The 24583-nt window shown below is 39.1% G+C and carries 22 protein-coding genes; 15 read left to right on the forward strand and 7 right to left on the reverse strand.

The genetic code is table 11. The annotated features are described in order from the left end of the window. Nucleotide 1 precedes the first annotated feature (1 nt). Complete coding sequence (locus ALFOR1_RS05575; RefSeq protein WP_058547471.1) at nucleotides 2–523, forward strand: hypothetical protein; 522 nt, start codon at nucleotides 2–4, stop codon at nucleotides 521–523. A gap of 61 nt (nucleotides 524–584) precedes the next feature. Here the strand turns inward: ALFOR1_RS05575 and cysZ are convergent, their stop codons facing one another. Further along, entirely contained in the window at nucleotides 585–1298 is a 714-nt protein-coding gene (gene cysZ / locus ALFOR1_RS05580; RefSeq protein WP_173827070.1) for a sulfate transporter CysZ, read from the reverse strand. A gap of 312 nt (nucleotides 1299–1610) precedes the next feature. Here cysZ and ALFOR1_RS05585 point away from each other — a divergent pair, with 312 nt between their 5' ends. From ALFOR1_RS05585 to ALFOR1_RS05600, 4 genes are all read left to right on the forward strand, one after another. Further along, the gene (locus tag ALFOR1_RS05585) at nucleotides 1611–3875 is read left to right on the forward strand and encodes a sensor domain-containing phosphodiesterase (protein ID WP_104642318.1); all 2265 of its coding nucleotides are present in this window, start codon (nucleotides 1611–1613) and stop codon (nucleotides 3873–3875) included. A 157-nt stretch (nucleotides 3876–4032) separates the two neighbouring features. After that, a complete protein-coding gene (locus ALFOR1_RS05590; protein WP_104642319.1) occupies nucleotides 4033–4494 on the forward strand; it encodes a GNAT family N-acetyltransferase in 462 nt (153 codons plus the stop codon). Between the two features lie 219 nt (nucleotides 4495–4713). Then, complete coding sequence (locus ALFOR1_RS05595) at nucleotides 4714–5583, forward strand: MYG1 family protein (RefSeq protein WP_104642320.1); 870 nt, start codon at nucleotides 4714–4716, stop codon at nucleotides 5581–5583. A 120-nt stretch (nucleotides 5584–5703) separates the two neighbouring features. Then, the gene (locus ALFOR1_RS05600) at nucleotides 5704–6036 is read left to right on the forward strand and encodes a YnfA family protein (RefSeq protein WP_058547476.1); all 333 of its coding nucleotides are present in this window, start codon (nucleotides 5704–5706) and stop codon (nucleotides 6034–6036) included. Between the two features lie 144 nt (nucleotides 6037–6180). On the opposite strand, the gene ALFOR1_RS05605 is transcribed toward ALFOR1_RS05600, so the two are convergent. The 3 genes from ALFOR1_RS05605 to ALFOR1_RS05615 are packed head-to-tail and all read right to left on the reverse strand — an operon-like array spanning nucleotide 6181 to nucleotide 7692. Beyond that, a complete protein-coding gene (locus ALFOR1_RS05605) occupies nucleotides 6181–6825 on the reverse strand; it encodes a TetR/AcrR family transcriptional regulator (protein WP_104642321.1) in 645 nt (214 codons plus the stop codon). Nucleotides 6826–6827: 2 nt separating this feature from the next. Next, nucleotides 6828–7178: a hypothetical protein gene (locus tag ALFOR1_RS05610; RefSeq protein ID WP_131692389.1), complete on the reverse strand. Its 351-nt coding sequence runs from the start codon at nucleotides 7176–7178 to the stop codon at nucleotides 6828–6830. Beyond that, on the reverse strand, nucleotides 7132–7692 hold the full coding sequence (locus ALFOR1_RS05615) for an alpha/beta hydrolase (RefSeq protein WP_104642323.1): 561 nt from the start codon (nucleotides 7690–7692) through the stop codon (nucleotides 7132–7134). Before ALFOR1_RS05615 ends, ALFOR1_RS05610 begins: the two co-directional genes overlap by 47 nt. 244 nt (nucleotides 7693–7936) lie before the next feature. Between ALFOR1_RS05615 and speA the strand changes: the two genes are divergently transcribed. Beyond that, nucleotides 7937–9850, forward strand: coding sequence for a biosynthetic arginine decarboxylase (gene speA, locus ALFOR1_RS05620; protein ID WP_058547479.1), 1914 nt, complete (start codon nucleotides 7937–7939; stop codon nucleotides 9848–9850). A 3-nt stretch (nucleotides 9851–9853) separates the two neighbouring features. Further along, nucleotides 9854–10777 (forward strand): agmatinase, encoded by a 924-nt coding sequence (gene speB, locus ALFOR1_RS05625; protein ID WP_058547480.1) that lies wholly within the window; start codon nucleotides 9854–9856, stop codon nucleotides 10775–10777. Nucleotides 10778–10830: 53 nt separating this feature from the next. Here the strand turns inward: speB and ALFOR1_RS05630 are convergent, their stop codons facing one another. The 3 genes from ALFOR1_RS05630 to ALFOR1_RS05640 all read right to left on the reverse strand — a co-directional run bounded on the left by ALFOR1_RS05630 (nucleotide 10831) and on the right by ALFOR1_RS05640 (nucleotide 13506). Then, nucleotides 10831–11184: a DoxX-like family protein gene (locus tag ALFOR1_RS05630; RefSeq protein ID WP_104642324.1), complete on the reverse strand. Its 354-nt coding sequence runs from the start codon at nucleotides 11182–11184 to the stop codon at nucleotides 10831–10833. Nucleotides 11185–11364: 180 nt separating this feature from the next. Next, nucleotides 11365–12387 (reverse strand): M48 family metallopeptidase, encoded by a 1023-nt coding sequence (locus ALFOR1_RS05635; protein ID WP_104642325.1) that lies wholly within the window; start codon nucleotides 12385–12387, stop codon nucleotides 11365–11367. 9 nt (nucleotides 12388–12396) lie between these two features. Beyond that, nucleotides 12397–13506, reverse strand: coding sequence for a YjgN family protein (locus ALFOR1_RS05640; protein WP_104643623.1), 1110 nt, complete (start codon nucleotides 13504–13506; stop codon nucleotides 12397–12399). Nucleotides 13507–13740: 234 nt separating this feature from the next. On the opposite strand from ALFOR1_RS05640, the gene ALFOR1_RS05645 reads away from it, so the two are divergent. The 8 genes from ALFOR1_RS05645 to ALFOR1_RS05680 all read left to right on the forward strand — a co-directional run bounded on the left by ALFOR1_RS05645 (nucleotide 13741) and on the right by ALFOR1_RS05680 (nucleotide 24569). Next, nucleotides 13741–13944, forward strand: a complete 204-nt coding sequence (locus tag ALFOR1_RS05645; RefSeq protein ID WP_058547483.1) for a DUF1656 domain-containing protein — start codon at nucleotides 13741–13743, stop codon at nucleotides 13942–13944. A gap of 5 nt (nucleotides 13945–13949) precedes the next feature. After that, nucleotides 13950–14810 (forward strand): efflux RND transporter periplasmic adaptor subunit, encoded by an 861-nt coding sequence (locus tag ALFOR1_RS05650; RefSeq protein WP_104642326.1) that lies wholly within the window; start codon nucleotides 13950–13952, stop codon nucleotides 14808–14810. Nucleotides 14811–14820: 10 nt separating this feature from the next. Beyond that, nucleotides 14821–16860, forward strand: coding sequence for an FUSC family protein (locus tag ALFOR1_RS05655; protein ID WP_104642327.1), 2040 nt, complete (start codon nucleotides 14821–14823; stop codon nucleotides 16858–16860). A 78-nt stretch (nucleotides 16861–16938) separates the two neighbouring features. After that, the gene (locus ALFOR1_RS05660) at nucleotides 16939–17670 is read left to right on the forward strand and encodes an RNA methyltransferase (RefSeq protein ID WP_104642328.1); all 732 of its coding nucleotides are present in this window, start codon (nucleotides 16939–16941) and stop codon (nucleotides 17668–17670) included. A 67-nt stretch (nucleotides 17671–17737) separates the two neighbouring features. Then, the gene (locus tag ALFOR1_RS05665) at nucleotides 17738–21136 is read left to right on the forward strand and encodes a chromosome segregation SMC family protein (RefSeq protein ID WP_104642329.1); all 3399 of its coding nucleotides are present in this window, start codon (nucleotides 17738–17740) and stop codon (nucleotides 21134–21136) included. Between the two features lie 73 nt (nucleotides 21137–21209). After that, complete coding sequence (gene zipA, locus ALFOR1_RS05670) at nucleotides 21210–21962, forward strand: cell division protein ZipA (protein ID WP_104642330.1); 753 nt, start codon at nucleotides 21210–21212, stop codon at nucleotides 21960–21962. 73 nt (nucleotides 21963–22035) lie between these two features. Continuing rightward, on the forward strand, nucleotides 22036–24054 hold the full coding sequence (ligA, locus tag ALFOR1_RS05675) for an NAD-dependent DNA ligase LigA (RefSeq protein WP_104642331.1): 2019 nt from the start codon (nucleotides 22036–22038) through the stop codon (nucleotides 24052–24054). Between the two features lie 11 nt (nucleotides 24055–24065). After that, complete coding sequence (locus ALFOR1_RS05680) at nucleotides 24066–24569, forward strand: DUF2919 domain-containing protein (protein ID WP_104642332.1); 504 nt, start codon at nucleotides 24066–24068, stop codon at nucleotides 24567–24569. Nucleotides 24570–24583: the final 14 nt, after the last annotated feature.

Below are 24583 nucleotides of genomic sequence, written 5' to 3' on the forward strand. Positions count from 1 at the left end.
TATGAAGCAAGGTCTAGGCATTAGGCTTATTATTTGTAGTAGTTTTTTAAGCTTACTTATCGCGTGTAGCGATACTAATAATACACGTGAGTGGTTACTAAAAAATGATAATTTGTATTATAAAAATACAGCCGTGGACTGGCGTGTTGAATCAGTTGATGGCTGTAAAACATGTGTTATAACCCAAGATGTTGCTTATCAGCCTGAAGGCATGAGTAGTTATAATACGTTAATACAGAATCAAAATTGGGTGGCGGTACATGAGTTAAGTAAAACCAATGTTATTCGTTTAAAAATGCCATACCAAACACCTTATTTATATGTAGAGCGTGTAAAAGGCAAAACACTAACGCTGTTTGATCAGCAGCAAAATCACAGCATAAAAATTGGTGAAGTTACATCCGTAAATTTTAACAATCAGCACTTTAATATTTTGATTAAAAGCTTTGAAGAAGTAGATAAGCAAAGTGTTGCGTTGCCAAGGCGAGCAACGCTTGAGTTTATCGCTTTAAAAATAGATTAAAAAAAGCACCTTAGGTGCTTTTTTATTTTTGGCTGTTAAACCTTTTAAAGGCAATATGCCTTTAATTAGCGCGGTACTTTGGCCGATAATTATCAACCCATAAACGTGTTGCACCGCATACAGCCACAGGCATAACGATTAGGTTTATAAACGGGATCGCGGTTAGCAACATAACTGCAAAACCAAATCCGTAAGATAAACCTTGCTTCGATTTTAAATCGTCTTTCATTTGCTTAAAGCCGATTTTATGGTTATCAAAAGCAAAATCTTTATATTGCACGGCATACATCCAACAGGTAAAAAGCACCCATAATACTTGGCCAATTACAGGCAATATCCACAGTAAGATAAAAAAGCCAATTGCGCGTGGCAGGTAATAACAAAGTTTGGTCCATTCACGTCCCAGCATTCTAGGGACATCTTTTACTATTTCTTTAAAACCATCGTCATTAATTTTTTGACCGGTTAAATAGAGCTCTACTTTTTCACTGAGCAACCCATTAAAAGGCGCGGCAATAAAATTAGTAATTACTGTAAATATCATACTGTAGCTAAACAGCACCACCAGCACTGCAATAGGCCACATTAGCCACTCTAACCAACTTAACCACTCGGGAAGCATACTATTAATGTAACTAAAACCATCACTTAGCCAGCCAAATAAAAAGAATAAGGAGCTACCAAAAAGTAAAATATTAATTAAAAGCGGAATAAGCACAAATCGCTTAAGCCCTTTTTGGCTAATTAATTTAAACCCAGAAAAAAAATATTCCATACCTTGAGTGATTTGCACTATAACCTCATAAATTTTTTACCATTATCAGCAGTATAAATAGCTTAATAAATTTGAACAGCACTTTTAAGTAACAAAGTGTTAGGCTCTGTGATGTAACTTATGTTTACATAACGATGACAAGTGTTTAAAAATATGCAATGTTATTTAGCGGGTATAGATTTAGTAAGTTTTCTAAAATTAAATAATAAACTTAAATATCATAACTATACTGAACTATATTATTTAAGAGAAAGCGTCTTTTGGAGAGTTTTGTTGTTTCAATGTGTACAAAGAAAGGTCTGAAGGTTAAATATGAATGTAGCTCGGCTAAAAAAGCTTTTATCTCACCAACAAGTCATATTATCAAAAATTGCGCTAGGGGCACCTCTAAGTGAAGTACTGACCGAGATTTGTTTAGCGATTGAAGAAATAATCGATGATAAAACGGCTATGTGTTCCATTTTATCGCGACAAGGTAAGCAGCTATTTCATTTTGCAGCTCCTACGATACCCCAAGAATATTGTGATTTAATAAATGGAGTTTATATAGGAGATAAAGTTGGCTCTTGTGGAACTGCAGCATTTACAAAATTACGTACAATTGTGGAAGATATCGAAATTTCTCCACTTTGGGACAATTTTAAAGATCTTGCCTTACGTTTCGATTTACGATCATGTTGGTCAACGCCAGTATTCTCTACTCATGGGGAATTGCTTGGGACTTTCGCTATCTATCATGGAAGGCCTAAAGCTCCTACCAAGGTTGACTTAGAGCTAATTGACTTCTTTGTTCACTTTTCAAGTATTGCGCTTGAAAAAAATAACGAGCTAAAAAAAACTAAGCAACTCCTTGCTAGCTTGCAGCAAAGTAATGAAAAATTTAAAGCTTTTACTAAAGTGATGCCCGATCTTATTTTAATATTAAGTGAGGAAGGTGTTTATACTGATATATACGGTACATCTAATGAGTTATTACTAGAGTCTACAAGCGACCTTATTGGACAAAATGTTAATAATTTATTGCCTATAAAAGACGCTCAAATGATTATGGCAGTTATTAAAAAAACGCTCGCTACTAACGAAATGCAAATTTTTGAATACGAATTAGATGTTCCTAAGGGAAAGGTCGTATTTGAAGGCAGAGCTGCTGCTTTAGATGATTATCACACAGACAATCCATCACAGCGGCATGTAGTGTGGATGGCAAGAGATATATCAATCAGAAAAAAAGCAGAGCAAGAAGTGCATAAACTTGCTTTTTATGACCCACTAACAAATTTACCAAATAGGCGTTTGCTTGGTGATAAATTAAGCCTGTGTGTTGAGAGTATTAAGCAAAGTAATGACATTGGTGCTTTATTATTTTTAGATCTAGATAACTTTAAACGAATTAATGATTCACTTGGGCACAGCGCAGGCGATGAAGTACTTGTAGAGTTATCAAAAAGGTTAAATACAATAATTAAAAGCTCAGATACATTAGCCAGAGCGGGTGGCGATGAGTTTATAATTTTATTAGAGCACGTGGGCAAAAATACGCAGCAAGCGAGTCATGAATGCAAAGTGCTCGCTACAAAAATTCAAAGCGTATTTCATGAAAAATTTGAAATAGGCGAACTTGCTTTTCAAGTAAGTTGTAGCATTGGTATTTGCCTTATTGATAGCGTAAACGCACAAACGGATAATATTTTAAAATTTGCCGATACTGCTATGTATCGCTCTAAAAATAAAGGCGGCAATAGTAGCAGCTTTTACGACCCAGCCTTGCAAACACTGCTTGAAAAACAAACCGAGCTTGAAACCGATATAGTAAGGGCTATTGCGTCTAACGAGTTTTGTGCTTATTTTCAGCCGCAAGTTAATCAATTAGGTAAGGTTGTTGGTGCTGAGGCACTTATTAGGTGGAATCATCCTAAAAAAGGGTTAATAGCACCAAACGAATTTATCCCTATAGCAGAGCAATACGGCCTTATTCAAAGTCTACAAAATGTCGTTCTGCGCGATATTTGTAAGTTAATTAATGAGCTTAAAAGTACTAATACAATCGATAATTCGTTTAGTGTTTCAATAAATATTAGCCAAAGCCAATTTAACTCTTCTAACTTAAAAAAAGAGTTGTTTAGCACTATTAAAGAGTTTGGTGTTGAAGCATCTCAAATTAAATTAGAAATAACAGAATCTATGCTTTCAAGTGATATAGAACACACAATAGTGCAAATGAAAGAGCTAATTTCGGCAGGTTTTGTATTTTCTATTGATGATTTTGGTACTGGTTATTCGTGCTTAACGTACTTAAGCGCATTTCCGGTAAAAGAGTTAAAAATTGATAAAAGTTTCATCGATAAAATATTGGATCAGGCTAAAGGGTTTAGCATAGCGCAAACCATAATTAGTTTAGGTAAAAGCCTAAATTTAGTTGTCGTTGCCGAAGGCGTCGAAACAGCAGCGCAATACGAAGTACTTAGCAAAATGAATATTGATTCAATCCAAGGTTATTTAATTGCAAAACCGATGCCTAAAGCACACTATTTAAAATGGCATAATGATAAAAGTGATGTTCATAGTTTAATTTCGTAATAGGTATTGGCTATTTATTTTTAGTTTTATAGCTGAGATATGGAACATGATATGGGCGATAAGGAGTAAAGATTTTTCAGTTAAACAATGCTAAGCTACGTTCGCTTAAATATTTTATTTAAAGCTTAATAAACTTATAACAATGAATGGAAGCTTTATGCAGTTAGTCGATTTGAATCCAAGTGATCCCGATGTAGTTAACGTATTTGACGATATAGACCGACTTATAAATTCTTTATACCCTGTTGCAACAGCGCAGTCTCTTGAGTTAGAAGAGTTAACTTTACCCAATGTATATGCAATAGGCTTAAAAACCGATGAAGGTATTATTGCCTGCGGTGCTATTGTCGAAAAGTTTGATACCCAACCTTATGGTGAAATTAGGCGCTTATATGTAAAACCAAGCCACCGTGGTAAAGGGCTATCAAGACGTATTATGCAAATTTTATTGCATCAGGCGGGCGAGAAAAAAATACCACTAATTCGTTTAGAAACAGGCCCTAAACAAACTCAATCAATCAATTTATATGAAAATTTAGGCTTTAAACGTTGCGGTAGCTTTGGCTCATATGTCGATAACCCGCAAAGTGTATTTATGGAATTAGGGCTTAATCAATAAGAGCCTATAAACCCGCGGCATATACAAAATATGTCGTGCACTTTCATCTTTTATTGTTGCTTAGCAATAAACGTCCTACCCCTATATGAATAGCTTATATCTATTTGTAAAAATACTTCACTGTTTTTAACTCTTGTCTTCGTATAAAATCTGCCTTGTAAATTATTGGTAATACACAAAGCGAGAATTTTTATCTTTTTTAAAAGTAGCAATAAGCAAATGAGCGAAATAACAGTAGTAACCCACAGCGGCAATTTTCATGCAGACGATGTGTTTAGTATTGCAGTACTAAAACATGTTTTACCTTCTTTTAAACTGGTACGTACTCGCGATAAAGCATTGATAGAAAGTGCTGATATTGTTGTTGATGTAGGCGGTGAATATAACCCAGATACAGGCCGGTTTGATCATCACCAACGTGGTGGTGCGGGCGAGCGTGAAAACGGTACACCGTATTCGTCATTTGGCTTAATTTGGAAAAAATACGGTTTAGCACTGTGTGATAATAACCAAGCCGTGGCTGATAGAGTCGACTCTGGTTTAGTTTCTAACATTGATGCTATAGATTGTGGCTATGTTAAAGGTGTTGTTGAGGGGATAACCCTTAGCCAAACGCTTTCTATGTTTAACCCAACATGGGAAGAAGAAGGCAACTTTGATGAGTGCTTTAATGAAGCCGTCGATTTTGCAGCACGTTTACTAACACGTTTTATTGCCTCAGCCCATGGTAGTGTAAATGCAAAAGCAATTGTTGCCAAAGCAATTGAAAATGCCGAAGATGCTAGAGTCATCGTACTTGAAAAATATACTCCATGGAAAAAAACAGTCCATATTTTATCAAGTGACGCATTATTCATGGTTTATCCGTCTCATTCAGGGCAGTGGATATTACAAACTGTGCCGGTTGAGCCTGGCTCATTTGAAGATAGAAAGTCACTCCCTAAAGCGTGGGCTGGTTTATCTGATGAAGAGTTTCAAGTTGAAACAGGCTTAGATGACGCTGTATTTTGTCATAACGGTTTATTTATTGCTGGTACTAAGTCGTTCGAAAGTACAATGAAGTTGGCCGAAGTGGCCTTAGCTGAGTGATCTGTTTAATCTAAATAGTGGTTAAGAGATTTATTACGCCTATTTAGGGCTATATAGCTAAGTAACTTTTTTGGTTACTTAGTTTTGCTATGTTCTCTTATTTAAATTACGTGAGGTTTTATGTTTGAAGTAAAAACTATCGCGCTATTTATTATTACTGCTCTTGCTGAAATTATTGGCTGTTATTTACCCTACCTGTGGCTCAAAGAAGATAAATCCATATTACTTTTGATACCAGCTGCAATCAGTTTGGCATTATTTGCTTGGTTGTTAACTTTACACCCTGTGGCAGCGGGGCGTGTTTATGCCGCGTATGGCGGTGTTTATGTCTGCGTGGCATTGCTCTGGTTATGGGTAGTTGATGGCGTAAAGCTTACAGTATGGGATGTAGTGGGCGCAGCAGTTGCCTTACTGGGTATGGCTATTATTATTTTTGCTCCTAAGAGCGCATAAACAGATCAGATTAATTTTTTACTTATACCAATTTGCTTATATATGAGGTCTATTTAATGTTAAGAAAATTACGCTAGACCTAGGCAAAAATTTTTGTACCTAGTTGTTCTAAATAAAAAATTTTTAACGACGTTATAGTGCAATTTAATTCGTTAAATTGATCAAAGATTTATGCCGATTGGTATTACACATATATCGAGTAATTAAACCACTCACCACTTTTTCATAAGTATGCGCAAGCGTAGGGTTATTTATTAAGCTTGTTTGCACAACATGCCCTGTGTATAAACCGTAAAACTCATAAGCAAAAATACTTGGCTCTTTATCGTTACTAAAATAGCCTTGCTCTTGGCAGTTAACTGCAAGTTTAGTGAGGTAATTAATCATTCTGGCTTGCTGATCTTGCATAAATTGCCTTACTAAACAATTTGGGTCTGCTTTGAATTCAATAGAGGCCTTAATTAGTGGGCAACTTGTATGCTGATCAGGGCAGCAGTTTTCTAAAAAACTTAGCCATTGTAACCATTTTTGCTGAAAGTTATTCAAGTGCACTAATGCATCTTTATCAATAGATGGTTCAACAACTTGTTTTTTAAATTCTTCCTCTGTGAAGGCTAATATAGCAACTTGCATATCTTCTTTATTAGCAAAATGTGAGATCACTCCCGTACGGGACATATTTGCCGCGGCTGCTATTTTACCAATGGATATACTGTATAAGCCGTATTTAGCCGCAAAGGCCATTCCTTTTTGTAAAATATATAGCTTAGTGCTCTCACTTTTTTTCATTTTTAGCTCATGAACGTTGTTATTTGATCGTACACATATTGGCTTTTTAAAATTCTAACGTGGCCAAGTTTCTCAGTGGCAATAAGTGTAGCAGGCGTGTTATCTGTTAACTGTTTTATAGCTTCAAAGTTAGCAACAGAGTCATTTTTATCATGGATGAAAAGCATATGCTCATTAATTTTATGCTTAGAGTTATCTGGGTGAAGGTGTTGCCAATTAATACCGTATTGCTCAGATACCTTGTTAAGCATATTTTCTAACATAAGCTCAGAAATGCCTACTTGTTTTACTTTTTCAAACATAGCTTCAAAAATTTGCGCAGGGGCAGAAATCATCACTATTTTTTTGTTCATTTAAAAATGAGCTATCTAAATTTAATAAAGCAACGCCGCCCATAGAGTGAGTAACGACTCTGTCTATAAGTATATTTTGCTCATCAAAATAATTAAATGCAGCGGTTAAGCCCTGCATGTAACCGTATAAATGAGAAACTTTACCGTGTGAATAACCATGGCCAATGTGATCGATTGAATACACATTAAAGCCTTTTTCTATCAGTTCATTTATTAATGCAGTAAAGCGGTTTGTGCTATCTGCCCAGCCGTGTGAAAGAAACACCGTTTTACTGTTTCCCTCTTGGCTAAAGTAATACAAATTAATAGCACCTAATTGAGTATTAAGCTTAATATTTATTGGTTGAATATTGGTTCTAAAGTCGTATTGGCGCCTGCTATGCGGGTTACAAAACACCTTTATGGCAAGGCGAGCACTCAATTTTGGGAACGTTTTAGTTAAACCAAATGTTGCCGCTTTAGTGACTTTAGCAAACCTGGGTGGTTTACTCTGATTAAAATAAATTTGCTTCATAATTATGCCAAATAAGTACAGTTGTTCTATTTTATCTGAAAAAAGTACAGTTGTACTTTTTAATTAAATTACTGTGCTTAACTAGTTATAACCATAGTAAAACAGCTTGAAATGACTAAAGCTTTTATCAATGCTAAAAATCACTCGTTACGAGTAAAAATACTTGTTGGACTTAAAAGTCTATTTTTCTTTTAATGCGCGCACTTGGCCGAACCGGCATTCATTAAATAAAAGAGAAAGATAAATGAAAGAGACAACATCACTAGAACAAGCTCGCACGAGTTACAATGTTCGTCATTGGAGCCAAGGTTTTTTTGGTATTAATGATCAAGGTGATGTGTATGTTGCGCCAAAGGCTCACGCCCCAGAGCAAACTATTGCATTAACAGATATCGCAAAACAACTTCAAGAAAAAGGCTTAAGCTTACCGGCTTTAGTGCGCTTTCCACAAATTTTACATCATCGTGTGCACAGTTTATGTGGCGCGTTTAATACCGCGATTGAAAACTATGGTTACCCAAAAGATTACTTATTAGTTTACCCAATTAAAGTAAACCAACAACGCGAAGTAGTTGAAGAAATAGTAGCAAGCCAAGCTGAATTAGAAAAAAAACAATTAGGCCTAGAGGCAGGCAGCAAACCAGAGCTTTTAACTGTTTTGGCAATGGCAGAAAAAACCAGTGCAGTGATTGTATGTAATGGCTACAAAGACAAAGAATATGTGCGTTTAGCGCTTATTGGCGAAAAGCTAGGCCACAAAGTTTACATAGTGCTTGAAAAGCTTTCTGAGCTCGACATGGTGCTTAGCCAAGCAAAAGCGCTAAATGTTAAACCACGTATTGGCATTCGTGTACGTTTAGCATCGCAAGGCAAAGGAAAGTGGCAAGCAAGTGGCGGCGAAAAATCTAAATTTGGTTTATCAGCGTCGCAAGTACTGCATGTAGTGAATCGTTTAAAAGACGCAGGCCAGCTTGATTTAATGCAACTTGTGCATTTTCACTTAGGCTCGCAAATGGCAAACATACGCGATGTGCGTTTAGGTGTAAGCGAGGCCGCGCGCTTTTATTGTGAGCTACGCAAATTAGGTGCAAGCATTGAGTGCTTAGATGTTGGGGGCGGTTTAGCTATTGATTACGATGGTACGCGCAGTCAATCTCATAACTCAATGAACTACAGCTTAGCTGAGTATGCAAATAACATTGTGTACACCATAGGCGATACTTGTAAGCAGTATGAGCAACCAATGCCGACTATTATTTCTGAGTCGGGGCGTGCACTAACGGCGCACCATGCTGTACTTATCTCAAACGTGATAGGCACAGAAAGCTACATACCAGAACAGCTAAAAGCGCCTGCAACAGATGCACCGCTTTTATTAAATAATATGTGGGCCTCGTTTGTGCAGTTAACCGATTTAACGGATGACCGCGCACTGATTGAAATTTATCACGATAGCCAAGGCGACCTAGCAGAGGCGCATAACCAGTTTGCACTTGGGCTTTTAGATTTAACGCAGCGTGCGTGGGCAGAGCAAGTTAACTTACGTATTTGTTATGAGCTTAACAAACACATGGATAACAAAAATCGTTTTCATCGCCCAATTATTGACGAGTTGAACGCGCGTTTAGCTGATAAGTTTTTTGTAAACTTTTCGCTTTTTCAATCATTGCCTGATGCGTGGGGGATTGATCAAGTGTTTCCGGTATTGCCATTAAGTGGCTTAACCGAAGCACCAAAAAAACGCGCTGTATTACTTGATATAACCTGTGATTCAGACGGCGCACTCGAGCACTATGTTGATGGCCAAGGCATTGAAAGCACATTGCCCGTGCCTGAGTACAGTGCCGATAAACCCTACCTAATGGGCTTTTTCTTAGTGGGTGCGTACCAAGAAATTTTAGGTGATATGCACAATTTATTTGGCGATACACACAGCGCCATTATCAATATGGATGAGCAAGGCGTTGCCAGTATTAGCGAAATAAATCAAGGCGATACGGTGGCCGATATGATGCGCTATGTGCATTTAGATGTTGAGAGCTTTCAGCAGTCGTACGCGCAGTTAGTGTCTGCAAAAATAGATAAAAATGAACAGCAAAGCGTTTTAGACGAGTTGCAAAACGGCCTTAATGGCTACACTTATTTAGAAGAGTTATAAGCAATGTCTAGCTTGTTTGGTCATGTTGACCACTCATTGTATTCAAACGGGATGACGTTTTTACGTCGTCCTATGGTGCAAAATATTAATGCCATTGATGCAGATGTCGTTGTACTAGGCTTACCGTTTGACTTAGCAACATCGGGCCGTCCCGGTGCTCGCTTAGGGCCAGATGCCATTCGCAGAGCGTCGGTACATTTAGCCTGGGAAGGCACTAAATACCCGTGGACATTTCCTTTGTTTGAGCGTTTAACGGTTGCAGATGCAGGGGACTTTACTTACCCGGTAGGCGATCCTGAGTATTTTACTGCACAGCTAGAAATGGCCGCAGAGCAAATACTTCGCCAAGGTGCAACGCTGTTAGGCCTTGGTGGCGATCACTTTGTAACGCTTCCTCTACTGCGGGCACATGCAAAGATACATGGCAAAATGGCACTGGTTCATTTTGATGCGCACACCGATACATACAGCAATGGCTCTCGTTTTGATCACGGCACTATGTTTTATCATGCGCCTATGGAAGGGCTGATTGATGTAGAACACAGTATACAAATTGGTATTCGCACCGACTTTGACCAATCAAAGCATGAGTTTGCAGTGATTGATGCAATGCAAGCTAACGACTTGCATGCCAATGACATTGCAGGGCAAATACGTGAGCGAGTAGGCAACTTACCCGTTTACCTAACGTTTGATATAGATTGTTTAGACCCTGCATTTGCACCAGGTACAGGCACTCCCGTGTGCGGTGGTTTAACGTCAGATAAAGTGCTTAAAATACTGCGCGCGCTAAAAGGCATAAATATGGTGGGTATGGATGTGGTAGAGGTATCACCGTCGTACGACCAAAGCGAGCTTACCGCTATTGCCGCAGCAACCATTGCGAGCGAGTTATTGCATTTGTGGACACATAAAAATAAGTATTAACGTTATAAGTTAAGTCCTACTAAAAAGGTATGCACTGGCATACCTCTTTTATTTTAGAGATGTTGATTAATTTCTTTTAACCAAATAACGCTTAGCCCAATAAGCGGCAGGTTAGTAGTTACTGGGTTAAATGCTTCAATGAGTAATGGTGGCTGCATTACTACAACCGCTAACAAAAGCCCTACAAGCGCTAATATATTTAAGATCACGATGTGCTTATTTTTATAAAACACAAATAAACACACGCCAAATATAATTTCGCCAACACCCGCTGAACGTGTAATTAATTCAGACACTTCGGCTGAAAAACCAGCACTGCCTGTCATCAGCTTTTCAAGCGGTGCAATATGATAAAGCTTTGGAAAAAAGCCGTGAATGATACTAACCCAAATAACTATTTGAACAATTTAACTTACTAAATCAATTACTAACGTCGTTAAAAAATCTCTATTTAGAACCACTAAACACAAAGTTTTTGCCTAGTTACTAAATGATTTATTTATCGTTAAAATAGCTCCTATAGTTAATCGAATTAGTATACCCAACTTAAACTCACTATGTAGCGAGCAAGTTGAATATAAAACGTGTTACTTTCTGGCATTATCAATCCGCTCTTGTGCACTTGGGTGGCTTGATAAATATTCGAGTAAATTATTTACCTTTTCAATATGCTCGTTTTCGCTCGTATGCGCGCTTTGTAGGGCTTGTATGGCATCGGCAAAATCATTACTTGAATAACCTAAATGCTCAAGTTGAATGAGGGCATAGCTATCTGCCTCACGCTCCATATCACGCGAAAAACCCTGCTGCGCAAACGTAGCCCCAGTGCCAAGAGCCACTTCTGCTATACCTTCTAAATCGCCAAATATAACCGCAAGCACAATGGTACTGGCTGCCGATTGGGCAGTCATACGTACACTATGTTGGTGAACAACATGGCCAATTTCGTGCAGTAACACGGCTTTTAACGCGTCTGGTTTGTCTGCAAGTAAATTAGCTAATTCATCAGTGACTACAATACGCCCATGGGGCATTGCAAACGCATTAGCGCCAAAGCTCTCTGATTTATAAAACGATAATCTATAAACCGATGGCTCGAGCGAGAGTTCATTAAGCATGGTATTAAAGTGTTGCTGTACTTTAGCTTGCTGATCAATAGGCAGCTCACTTTCATCAAGCGCTAGCTTTTCAATTAAGGTAAAACTTTGCTCACCCATTTGCTCTACTACACTGCGCGGCAGGGTATCAACACTGTAAACAGCAATCGCTGGTACTACTTTATAAAGCATTAGCCACATAAACAGCGGTGTAAAAATAATGGCAGCTAAAATAGCCCATTTACTTTTTTCAAGGCGCTCTAGTAGGTCGTGCTTATCGGTTTTAAAAGGCCAGCGATAATTTACATCACTTGGAATGAAGCGGCTACCATCATCAAAACGCAGTTCATCAGCAAGCCCTGCAAGGCCAGAGGTGAGTGTTATATCGCTTATTGCATAGCTTGAAATAAGCTGGTCATCGTGGCTAATTTCAACCAAGGTGTCGCGAATATTAGCGACACCTTGTTGATAATTACTTGATGCTTTGGGGAAGTAATGTCCCTGTACGTGCATAGTAAGCTCTTAGGTTAGCGATAAATCGATATCAAATACATTGGCTGCTTCTTCAGCAAACGATGACTGCTCTTGCTGCGCAGTATCTACTAAATTTAGTGCATTTGGGTAAATATTAACGGTTGTAACCTCGGCAAGCATTCTAGATGTACGCACTTTGGTCCACGGGTATGCAAGTCCTAAGGAGAACACAATGGCCAGCATATTTGTTAATAGTAATATGGCAAAAGGAATAGGCTTAAGCTGTGATTTAAATGACGCTACGTCTTCAAATTGGCTGTTATCAAAAATATGATTACGAATAGCCGCAGCCCAAACAGCGGTTACTATCGCAATCATAAATACGTAAGCGACCATTAGTGCACCAAACATGAGTGTCATGGCAGCAGGGTCTTGCATGTTTTGTTGATTTTCTACATTGAGCAAATCAAGCCCAAACAAGCCTAAAATAGCCATAAAAATCACCATAGTGATAGAGCTCACCACAAAACAAATAAGCGCTGTTAAGTAGTATGTTTCACCTTTTAGGTTAACTGTTAATGGCGTATCGCCGTAACTAATATTGCTATGTATGTAACTGTCGATACGTTTTAAAACATAAGGCATCAATAAATAAAGCGTAAAAATACTGGCTACAGGTAACAGTATAAAGTTAACAAAGGCTTCGCCGTAATTGCCTTTAAACGAAAAACGCACATTACGATGACGGGTCATACGCATATTAAAGCGCAGGCCTTGGTTAATAACCCACGGCATTAAAAAGATAAAAGCAACCGCAAAGAGTAAGCCTATAATAGGGAAAAAGCTGCTCCCAAAGGTGTAAATTAAAAATACAATAACAGCTAAAATACGGCCTTTTAAAATTTGCATCGGGGTGGCTAAGTAGTCAAAGCTGTGTCCGTCTATGCGAGTGTGGCCATAAAAGTAACGCATTGTGCGCACCTTTGCCCATGCAGAGTAAATACCTAAAGTAAGTACACTGAGTAAAATATTGACTATCCAAATACCAAAAAACTCACCGCCTTTGCCGCTAAACTGAACTTTACCGCTAAAAATAAGGGGGGCTGGCTCGTTTGCTGATGGGTTTGCTTCTGGGGGAGTAGGGTGTATTGATTCCATTAAAATTATATCCATGTTGTTTTTTTGTTAACTTACCTAAATTTGGTGCAAAACTCAATATTTATAATAGCGCCAGCCTTTTGCAAGTAACTGATTAAAAGGCTATATGTAAAAGTATCAGGTTTAAAATTGTGTCGATATTAATTTTAGATTAAGAGCAAAGTATTATAATTAGGCAGTTATTTATATCACGCGCTATTTTTAACCATTTCAAAACACCTATGGATTTTTATTATGTTGCAAGCTGTTGTTTTAGGCGGGGTAGAGTTTAGTCCTTTGGTTGTTTATTTTCCTATAGCGTTTGTTTTAACGGCTATTACACGGTTTGTATTGCATCGCTTAGATTGGCACGACCGTATATGGAAGGTCGCTTGGTTTGAAGTGTCTTTATTTATTTGTTATTTGGCCCTAACCGTTTACTTACTCAGTGGAAGATAAATTAGATGACAAAATATCTACGTATACTTTTAACCGTTATAGTTGTTATAGCCGCTGTATTTGCTGGGCGCTGGGTATGGACTGATTATATGCATACACCATGGACGCGTGATGGCCGTATAAGGGCCGAAATAGTGATTGTTTCGCCCGATGTATCTGGGTGGGTGACTGAGTTAAATATTAAAGATGGGCAAACCATTAAAAAAGGTGACTTACTTTTTAGTGTTGATAATAAACGTTATCAAGCCGCGCTTGATAAAAGTAAAGCAAATACCGAAAATGCCCTATACACATGGGAATTGGCAAAGCATAAATTACAACGTAGAAAAGGCTTAAATACCCAACAAGCCATTAGCGAAGAAGGCCTTGAGTCTACACGCATTAATTCAAAAATAGCCAAAGCTAATTACGAGCTTGCAAAAACTGAGCAAGCAATAGCACAGTTAAATTTTGATAGAACAAAAGCGTATGCACCGGTGAGTGGGCAAATTATTAATTTAAACTTACGCCAAGGTAATTACGTAGCACAAGGCTCATCAGTCTTTGCAATTGTTAAGTCGGACTCGTTTTACGTTACAGGCTATTTTGAAGAAACTAAAATCCCTTTAATACACGATAATCAAAAAGCTAAAATATCACTGTTAAGTGGCGGTGATGCACTAACTGGTCACGTAATGAGTGTGGGTAAAGCTATCGCTAATACGAACACACAAAGTAATACGCAGTTATTACCTGTGGTGCAGCAAACATTTAATTGGGTGCGTTTATCGCAGCGTATTCCGGTTGATATTAAATTAGACTCGATACCTGAAAAGGTTCGTCTTAGCGCTGGAATGACTGCCACAATTCACCTCAATACGCATTAAGGAGAACACCTTGGGTGATGTATTGAGGAATTTGTTTTTTCCTAATAAGCAGGCCATTACTTTTGCAACAAAAGGCGTTATTGCTATGGCAATGTCGTTAAGTGTTGCTATGTACCTTAACCTCGATAGGCCTTATTGGGCGTTAGTTTCAGCCATATTTTTACAGCTACGCCCAGAAAGCGGTTTAGTCATAGAAAAAGCAATTTGCCAAATTATAGGCACTGTTGTAGGTGGTTTATTTGGCATTTTTTTACTTACTCAGCTTATGCCTTACCCTTATTTAGCGCTGGGAACTTTAGCGCTATGGCTTGGATTAAACTCAGCACTTTCGGCAATGGTTCGCCAAGCTAATTTTGTTTATGCTTTTGCTATGGCGGCGGTAACAGCTGAAATCATTGTCCTTTTGGTAATGGCAAATCCCACCACTGTAAGCAGCCACGCAGTATTTGATATCGCACAATCACGCATGAGCGAAATAGTTGTTGGCTCTATTTGTGCGGGGCTTGTGAGTCATTTGTTTTGGCCTGTAAAAGTTAAAGAAACATTACAAGTTCAAGCTCGCGCCGTTATTAATCAAACATTAAATTATTTAGTTACCGAAATAGATAAAAAGTGCACTCACGAAAAGCGCCATCAGCAAATAGATGCCATTATGGCCACCCTTGGTGTAATAAACGAAGATTCGAGTGCAGTAAGGTACGAAGGCCCTAAAGGTCCGGGGCGTTCTAGGGCTGCAAACCAAGTTTCACAAAAAGTGCTTTCTCTACTTGCTTTAATACAAATATTTGGACGCTTGCAGCGAAGTCACACAGAGCTAATAACACCAGATTTAACGAAGCTCATGCAAAATTTGAGTGATGTTTTATGCCGTATTGCGCAATCTGATAGCTTTGAATATTGTGCAGAAGAAATAAAAATTTACCGAAAAAACCTATCGGCTTTAAAAGCTAATAATCAAACCGACTCGCCATTTGAATCTCATATGCTGTCATTGGCATTAGAGATCGCCTCAGAATTAACCATTTTACTCAAAGCATACAAAGCCCTTGAAAAGCGAGATAGCAGCTTATTAAATGCCCCGAGCATGCTTAGTTATCGCGACCCGCTTGCCGGTATATTTGTAGGCTTTAGAACTAGCTTAGTATTTATTATTGGTGCATTTGTTTGGGTAAGTACGGGCTCATCGGCTGCATTAATGATTATGATTTTACCAGTCATTTTTTCAATCATGTTAGCGCGTATACCTCTTGCCATGTTAAAGGTAGTTTTAAAGCGCTTATTAATAGGTATTGCTGTTGCCTCGTTCGTCACTGTTTTTTATGCGCTTAATTTACTTTCACAAAGTGGCGGGCAGCTAGAGATTTTAATTTTGGTACTGGCGGGGCCTTACTTTTTAGGTTTATTGTTACTTGCTGATAGAGCAACACTGCCTTATGGATTAGGGTTTTGTATTCCGTTTTCTATTTTAGTACGCCCAAGTACCGACATGAGTTTAGCGTTTTCTATCGATTATACTTTAAGTGCAGCAATGGCAATTTTTGCCGGTGTGAGTATTTTATTTTGGGTGTTTCACTTAATTACTGGGCCAAGCGTGCGTTTACTTGTGCATAGAGTATTTAAAACAACGCATCACGACCTACTACAAATACACCAGCAGCGTACGGCTGCCATTTGGTATAACCGCAGAATGTCTGACCGCTTATTACGTTTAACCAACTATGATCAAGGCTCGCATACACGGGCGATCACCGATTTAGCATTAACCGCTTTAAATGTTGGGCATGCATCTATTCGCTTGCAGTCTATTTGTACAAATCTTGCGGGCAAAGATTTAAAGCAACTTATTAGCTGGCAACAAGCCCTTGCAGATGCTTTTTTACTCGCGACTAAGGGTAGGAGTAATAATGAATTTAAAAATATATCAGACGCTTTATACGCAGAACTAGTAGATGTCGCAGGCGAAACAAGCCAAGTAGAGGCAATAAAAGGCATGTTTATGCGTATTAACCTTACCTTTGAGCGAAGCGCAAAAAAAATAGCGGAGGCTTAATCAGCGTTTTCACGTTTTTGAAGTTCAGATGTGTTTGTTAAATCTGTTATACTTCGGGGATAAATTTATGGGGCTGTTATGATTTCAAAAAACCAACTCAAACTTATTCGCCAACTTGGCCAAAAAAAGTACCGAAAGCAATATAATCAATACCTTGTACAAGGTGAAAAAAACGTACTTGAGTTGTTAAACAGCCCATTAAAAGCGGTTGATATATTCGCTACGCAGGCGTTTATAAATGCTCATCAAAGCCAATATCCCCACACACAATTAATTGAAGCACAAGAAGAGCAACTCACCAAAGCAAGTACGCTGGTAAGTAACAATGCCGCAATTGCTATTGTTAATATGCCAAATGCAGCGCTTCCAAAAAATAATGGGTTAATTCTTGCTCTTGATGGCGTATCAGATCCGGGCAATTTAGGCACTATTATTAGAGTTGCTGATTGGTATGGGATTAAACATATTGTAACGAGTACCGACAGCGCCGATGCTTACAATCCTAAAACGATTAGTGCCACTATGGGCTCGTTTGTAAGAGTATCTGTAAGCCAAGTTGAATTACCTGAATATTTACAAACTTTAAACTTGCCAATATATGGCGCGTTTTTAGATGGGAAAAGTGTGCATAAGACACAATTCAGTGGTGAGGGTGTTTTGCTTATGGGCAGTGAATCGCATGGAATACGCGAGCAGTGTGCAAAATTAGTGAGCGACAAAATAACCATACCTGCTTTTGGCGGTGCAGAGTCACTTAATGTGGCAATGGCCACCGGTATTATTTTAGATAACTTTAAACGCCAAGCTTAACTTTTTAACTGTTTATGAGTTAAATTGTTTGTAATTAATAACAATAATAATCGGTAATAACAATAAGATGCGCTTAAGCACTATCAAATTAGCGGGCTTTAAATCGTTTGTAGAGCCCACTAAAATTCCATTTCCTGATCAAATGACGTGTGTTGTTGGCCCTAATGGCTGCGGCAAATCTAACGTTATTGATGCAGTGCGATGGGTGCTTGGTGAAAGCTCTGCTAAAAACTTACGTGGCGATGCCATGACCGATGTTATTTTTAATGGATCAACTAATCGTAAACCTATCTCGCAAGCCTCTGTAGAGCTGATTTTTGATAATACCCAAGGTGATACACCCAATACTTTTGCCGATCGTAATCAAATTGCAATTAAACGCTTAGTAACTCGTGACGGGCAATCGCTGTATTTTTTAAACGGTAGCAAATGTCGTAAGCGCGATATTACCGATATATTTTTAGGCACAGGGCTTGGGCCGCGTAGCTACGCGATTATTGAGCAAGGGATGATCTCGCGATTAATAGAAAGTAAACCGCAAGAGCTGCGGGTATTTTTAGAAGAAGCCGCCGGTGTGTCTAAATACAAAGAGCGCCGCCGCGAAACCCAAACACGTATTAAAAGTACCCGCGAAAACCTAGAGCGATTACTTGATGTGCGCAAAGAGCTGCAAACTCAACTTGATAAACTTGCTGTGCAATCGGTTGATGCTAAAAAATACCGAGAGCTCAAGGCGCAAGAGCGCACTTTAAAAGGTCAAATTGCTGTTTTAAAATGGCAAAAGCTGCATCAACAACAGCTCGAAAAAAGCATACAAATTAAAAAGCTGAATGAGCAAATAACGTTTTTTAAAACGGCGCACTCAGGGCACGATGACGTACTTGCAAGCCTAGAGGGGCAAGTTCAAGCACAACAAGATAAATTAAGCGACGCGCAGCATCAGCAACACGTTACTCACACAGAGTTGACCCGTGCTGAGCAGCAACAAATAAATATTAAACAACAAACACAAACGCTTAAACAAAATCGTGTAAAGCTAGAGCTACGTCAATCGCAAAGCTTAGAGCTCAAATTACAGCAGCAAAGTGTATGTGAACAACTCGAAATTACCTTGCAAGACGCCACAGAGCAAAGCTTAATGTGCACGGAAAAAGTTGATGAGTTGACTCAAACATTAGAGTTATTAGCTGATGAAAAGCTGCAAACTACGCGTGTGTGGCAAGCTTTAAATGAGCAGCAGCTTGAACATAATAGCAAAGCGCAATTGCAGCAAAGTACGATTAATCAAAGCGTTCAAGCACGTGAGCATGTAAGTAATCAGCTAAGCCAAGTGCAACAGCAAATTAATGAACTTAAAAGTAGCGATATAGAGCAGCAGCTAGTTGAGCAAACACAAAGGCGCCAAGCCCTCACTCAAGAACTTGCCAGTAAGCAAACTACGCAGTCGCATTGCAGTGCTGAACTTGCAGAGCAGAATAATTTAGTTGAGCAAGCACAAAAGCAGCTTGAAGATAACTTACAGCACCTTAACGAGCTAAAAGCCAGTATAGCTGGTTTGACGAGTAGCCTCGGACTTGAAGATAAAAATGCTCAGAGCCAAAATTTATTTAAACAATTAGTAGTTAAAGAAGGGTTTGAGCACGTAATTGAACAAGCCTTGCAATCACTTGAGCATTTACATGTAACTAAACAGCAAAGTAATAACAGTGTTTGGCAAAGTAAGAAAGCTGCGCCAAAAAACAGCTTAGCTGCATTTGTTAATAAGGGCGTTTACCCTGATTTACTCACACGCATTGCTTATAGCGAAGTCGCAGATTTAACATTGCTAAAAGATGATTTTTATATTGCGGTGATGGATAGAACAGGTGCGCTTCATGCTCGAAATTGGCATGTTAGTGCCGATAAAAACGCCGATAACTCTCAGCTTTTAAAGCATAAACAGCTAAAAGAAAAAACAATACAATTAAATGCTTCACAACAAGCGCTGCAAAACATACAACAGCAGTTTGACGATTGCAAAGCCCAGCAAACACAGCAAAGTAATGAATTAAACGAGCTTAAAGAGGCTATACATCAACTTGCACAAAATATTGCCATAGCCACAACGCGTAGCGACATGCTTAAAGAGCAGGTTGCTCAGCACTTACAACAATTAGAAAAACTTGAACAGCAAAAGCTGACATTAACAACTGAGCACACACAGTTATTAAAAACGTGCGATGAACAAGTGCAAGTGCTTGAAGTAATGAAACAGCAGCAGCTTAATTTAACTGATGATTTAGCAAATGCAAATAATGCTCGAATACAAAGTGAGTCGCAGTATAGCCAAGCTGTAACCACGCTTGAGCAATATAAAACGCAAGCGCATCAAAGTAGTTTATACGAACAAAAAATACAAAGTGAATGGCAACTAAGCCAAACTAAACTTAACCATGCAAAGCAAGAGCATAAAAGTGCAAGTGAAGGTGCTAAAGAGTTACTTGAGGAAATAGAAGAGCTCCTCATTCCAGAGCAAGAACTCACAGATAAAATTACAAGCTTGCTTGAGCAACACAAGCAAGGTGAGCAGGTGCTAATATCGCTTCAAAGTAAACTTGCTCAAGCTAAAGAAAGCTTAAATACAAAGCAAGCGAGCCTTAAGAGTTCACAAGGTGAGCTGGTGGGTTTACAAGAGCAGCATCAAAAACTCACCATTGAAGAACAAAGCTTACTTATCAAAGCACAAGCCGCGCTTGAGCCATTAGATGAGCTAAAACAAAACTTAAAGCACATACTCGAAGCATTACCTGACTCTTTAAGTTTAAGTGCCGCGCAAAACCAGTTAACGGGAATAACTAATCAGCTTGAAAAATTAGGCGCCGTAAATTTAGCTGCAATAGAAGAGTTTGACCTTGCAAAGCAGCGTAGTGAATACCTAGATAACCAATTAGATGATTTAACCAAAGCGCTAAATACTCTCGAAGGTGCCATTCGTAAAATAGATATTGAGACAAAAACACGCTTTAAAGCGACCTTTGATCAAGTTAACGAAGACTTTGCAGAGCTATTTCCAAAAGTATTTGGTGGTGGGAGTGCATATTTAGAGTTAACCAGTGACGATTTACTCGAAAGTGGTGTTAGTATAATGGCACGACCACCCGGCAAGAAAAATTCAACAATTCATTTGTTAAGTGGTGGAGAAAAAGCGCTGACCGCATTATCATTAGTGTTTTCTATATTCAGGCTCAATCCAGCTCCATTCTGTATGCTGGACGAGGTAGATGCACCGCTTGATGATGCCAATGTGGTTCGTTTTTGCCGTTTGGTTGAAGAAATGTCACAATCAGTGCAGTTTATTTATATTAGTCATAATAAAATTGCGATGGAAATGGCAGGGCGATTAACTGGCGTTACTATGGCAGAGCCAGGCGTTTCACGAATGGTAGCAGTTGATATAGAACAAGCAGTGCAACTTGCACACACATAATATTTTAATTTAAGCGTATTAGTATTTTACTAATGCACAGGTTTAGGCATATCAAATAATAAAAGGTGAGGGGATGGCCGAAGAACTAAGATGGGTTTTAATCGTGATCAGTGTATTTGTCATAGGTGGCTTATTAGTACATGGTTTATGGTCAGTTAGAAAAAAAGACAGCCCAGAAGTACCTGCTAGCGAGCGGGTAGAACCAATGCAAGAGACTCCATCTCATACACCGGCCGCACAGCCAAAAGAGCCAGAAGTTACCCAGCGCGATGAGCCGCAATTTGGTGAGCTTAACTTTGATGCTAACGAGCCACAAATGGATACAAGTGTTCCAGAAATTCCAATTGAAGATGATTTGGAAATTGTGCAAGAGCCAGAAGCCCAGCCACAAAGCGAAGAAACTGCGCCAGTTGAGATGTCTGACTTTGTAATTGTGCATATACAAATGCCAGAAGGGTTAACTATGCAGGGCAGTAAATTATTGCCAGCAGTGAACACTTTAGGCTTTAAGTATTCAGAAGAAGGTTTTTTTAATCGTCATATTGACCCAGCAGGCCAAGGACCAGTGTTATTCAGACTGGTAAATATGTACAACCCAGGCACGTTTGATATAGACAATATGGAACAATTTAGCACAGCGGGTGTGAGCTTATTTATGACTTTGCCTTGCGAAGGCGATGGGCTTGCAGCGTTTAATATGTTGCACAGCGCGGCTAAAAAAATTGCTGATGAGTTTGGCGCACAAATTTTAGATGCCGAGCGTGAAGAAATGAGTGTTGACCGAGTTCGTCAATATGTTGAGCAGGTTCGTGCATTTTCTGCGTAATTAATACGCATACATTATTTTTTATTAAGCCACTTAACTAAAAGTGGCTTTTTTTATGTTTTTTGAGGTTTAAATGTCTAGCAGCATTAGTGAGCAAGTTAATCATCTTCGTAGTACTTTAGAGCAGCACAACTACAATTATTATGTGCTTGATACCCCAAGCATCCCAGATGCTGAATACGATAGGCTATTACGCGAACTCAGTGCACTTGAAACCCAGCACCCAGAATTTTTAACACCCGATTCGCCAACTCAAAAAGTGGGCGGGGCAGCTTTGAGTAAATTTGAACAAGTTGCTCACCAAGTGCCTATGTTATCGCTCGATAATGCTTTTAGCGAAGAAGAGTTCAGTGCGTTTAATCGCCGTATAAAAGAGCGTTTAATGAGTACAGGCGAGCTTACTTTTTGCTGTGAACCAAAACTAGATGGCCTAGCAGTCTCTATTATTTACCGTGATGGTGTATTAGTGCAAGCAGCAACGCGAGGGGATGGATTTACAGGTGAAAACATTACCCAAAATGTAAAAACAATTCGTAATGTACCACTAAAGCTGCGTGGCGATTATCCTGCAGAGCTTGAAGTGCGCGGCGAAGTATTTATGGATAGTGCTGGCTTTGATAAATTAAATACTGAAGCGCAAAAACGCGGTGATAAAGTGTTTGTAAATCCACGTAATGCCGCAGCTGGAAGTTTGCGCCAGCTTGATTCAAAAATTACCGCTAAACGCCCGTTGATGTTTTATGCTTATAGTACAGGTTTGGTTGCCGATGGCAGCATCCCTGAGGATCATTACCAGCAATTGGCTAAATTAACCGATTGGGGATTACCACTTTGCCCAGAAACTAAATTGTTAGAAGGCACTCAAGCGGCACTTGAATATTATAGCGATATTTTAACGCGCCGTGGCGAGCTTAAATATGAAATTGATGGCGTAGTAATTAAAATAAACGAAAAAGCCTTACAAGAGCGTTTAGGGTTTGTAGCACGTGCTCCGCGCTGGGCTATTGCGTATAAATTTCCGGCGCAAGAAGAGGTTACTCAATTACTCGATGTAGAGTTTCAGGTTGGTCGTACCGGTGCAATAACACCGGTTGCCCGTTTAGAGCCCGTATTTGTTGGCGGTGTTACGGTCTCAAATGCCACGCTTCATAATGGTGATGAAATTGCCCGTTTGGGTGTAAAAGTTGGGGATACCGTTATTATTCGCCGTGCTGGCGATGTAATTCCACAAATTACACAAGTAGTGCTTGAGCGCCGCCCTGACGATGCTCGCGATATTGAGTTTCCTAAAACGTGCCCAATTTGTGACTCCCACGTAGAAAAAGTGGAAGGTGAAGCTGTAGCCCGTTGTACTGGGGGCCTTGTATGCCCGGCACAGCGCAAACAGGCTATTAAGCACTTTGCCTCACGCAAAGCGCTAGATGTTGACGGCTTAGGCGATAAAATAGTTGATCAATTGGTCGATAGAGAGCTGGTTAAAACGCCCGCAGATTTGTTTATTTTGAAACAAGGCCATTTTGAATCGCTTGAACGTATGGGTCCTAAATCGGCTAAAAATTTAGTCGGTGCGCTTGAGGATGCAAAAGCCACTACGCTTGCTAAATTTTTATACTCTTTAGGCATTAGAGAAGTAGGTGAAGCAACTGCACAAAACTTAGCTAATCACTTTTTAACCCTTGAAAATGTAACAAATGCCAGCATAGATAGTTTAACGCAAGTAAGTGATGTAGGCGCTATTGTAGCAACTCATGTTCGTGGCTTTTTTGATGAGCAACATAATGTTGATGTAGTTAATGCGTTGATAGAGCAAGGTATTAATTGGCCTGCGCTTAGTGCACCATCAAAAGGTGAGCAACCTTTGGCTGATTTAACGTATGTACTTACGGGGACATTAAATACATTAAATCGAAATGACGCAAAAGCCCGTTTACAGCAACTAGGTGCAAAAGTGGCCGGCAGTGTGTCGGCTAAAACAGATGCCTTAGTGGCAGGTGAAAAAGCAGGCTCAAAACTTACCAAAGCACAGGATTTAGGTATTGAAATACTTAGCGAAGAAGATTTAATTGCCTTGTTTGAAAAATATAACGGTTAGGATAAAAAATAATGAGCCGATATGGGCCAGAGTACTGGGACAAATACGGGAGTTACCGTACGCCCATTGCATTTCATTTAAGTGTGCTGGTATTACTGCGCTCATATTTTATTTGGGTGATAGCGGCCCTTAGCCGCAGACCAGAACTTGATTTAATGTCGTTATTCTTTAAAACCAAAAATGATTTTTTTATTGCTATTACTATTGGTGCCATTGCGATTGTACCTACGGTATTGTTTTGTTTGCGCCGGCCAAGAGATTCACACAGCGCGAGTGAAAAATTAGCAAAAGTATGGCGCCATATGCGCTGGCCACTTATTTTGTGCGCTGTGATTGATTTAGCGTGGCTCAGTATACAGGTGGCTCATAGCCATTATCGGTTTTCGCTATTTTTAGCGGTACAAATGGTTATTGTTTTGTGGGTACTGTGGTATTTGGCTAAGAGTCGTTATTTAACCGTGTTTTTTAACGATTGGCCTGAGCCCACAGAAAAAGCAGCTGAAGAAAAAAATTAATTACAAAGGATTGA

It is taken from the genome of Pseudoalteromonas carrageenovora IAM 12662, assembly GCF_900239935.1.
GTDB classification, from domain to species: domain Bacteria; phylum Pseudomonadota; class Gammaproteobacteria; order Enterobacterales; family Alteromonadaceae; genus Pseudoalteromonas; species Pseudoalteromonas carrageenovora.

Coding starts and splice junctions, on each gene's coding strand:
- speA (WP_058547479.1), top strand. CDS start 7,937: ATGAAAGAGACAACATCACTAGAACAAGCTCGCACGAGTTACAATGTT.
- ALFOR1_RS05650 (WP_104642326.1), top strand. CDS start 13,950: ATGACAAAATATCTACGTATACTTTTAACCGTTATAGTTGTTATAGCC.
- ligA (WP_104642331.1), top strand. CDS start 22,036: ATGTCTAGCAGCATTAGTGAGCAAGTTAATCATCTTCGTAGTACTTTA.
- ALFOR1_RS05660 (WP_104642328.1), top strand. CDS start 16,939: ATGATTTCAAAAAACCAACTCAAACTTATTCGCCAACTTGGCCAAAAA.
- ALFOR1_RS05640 (WP_104643623.1), bottom strand. CDS start 13,506: ATGGAATCAATACACCCTACTCCCCCAGAAGCAAACCCATCAGCAAAC.
- ALFOR1_RS05680 (WP_104642332.1), top strand. CDS start 24,066: ATGAGCCGATATGGGCCAGAGTACTGGGACAAATACGGGAGTTACCGT.
- cysZ (WP_173827070.1), bottom strand. CDS start 1,298: ATGGAATATTTTTTTTCTGGGTTTAAATTAATTAGCCAAAAAGGGCTT.
- ALFOR1_RS05605 (WP_104642321.1), bottom strand. CDS start 6,825: ATGAAAAAAAGTGAGAGCACTAAGCTATATATTTTACAAAAAGGAATG.
- ALFOR1_RS05595 (WP_104642320.1), top strand. CDS start 4,714: ATGAGCGAAATAACAGTAGTAACCCACAGCGGCAATTTTCATGCAGAC.
- ALFOR1_RS05645 (WP_058547483.1), top strand. CDS start 13,741: ATGTTGCAAGCTGTTGTTTTAGGCGGGGTAGAGTTTAGTCCTTTGGTT.
- ALFOR1_RS05590 (WP_104642319.1), top strand. CDS start 4,033: ATGCAGTTAGTCGATTTGAATCCAAGTGATCCCGATGTAGTTAACGTA.
- zipA (WP_104642330.1), top strand. CDS start 21,210: ATGGCCGAAGAACTAAGATGGGTTTTAATCGTGATCAGTGTATTTGTC.
- ALFOR1_RS05575 (WP_058547471.1), top strand. CDS start 2: ATGAAGCAAGGTCTAGGCATTAGGCTTATTATTTGTAGTAGTTTTTTA.
- ALFOR1_RS05615 (WP_104642323.1), bottom strand. CDS start 7,692: ATGAAGCAAATTTATTTTAATCAGAGTAAACCACCCAGGTTTGCTAAA.
- ALFOR1_RS05585 (WP_104642318.1), top strand. CDS start 1,611: ATGAATGTAGCTCGGCTAAAAAAGCTTTTATCTCACCAACAAGTCATA.
- ALFOR1_RS05610 (WP_131692389.1), bottom strand. CDS start 7,178: ATGAACAAAAAAATAGTGATGATTTCTGCCCCTGCGCAAATTTTTGAA.
- ALFOR1_RS05665 (WP_104642329.1), top strand. CDS start 17,738: ATGCGCTTAAGCACTATCAAATTAGCGGGCTTTAAATCGTTTGTAGAG.
- ALFOR1_RS05600 (WP_058547476.1), top strand. CDS start 5,704: ATGTTTGAAGTAAAAACTATCGCGCTATTTATTATTACTGCTCTTGCT.
- ALFOR1_RS05635 (WP_104642325.1), bottom strand. CDS start 12,387: ATGCACGTACAGGGACATTACTTCCCCAAAGCATCAAGTAATTATCAA.
- speB (WP_058547480.1), top strand. CDS start 9,854: ATGTCTAGCTTGTTTGGTCATGTTGACCACTCATTGTATTCAAACGGG.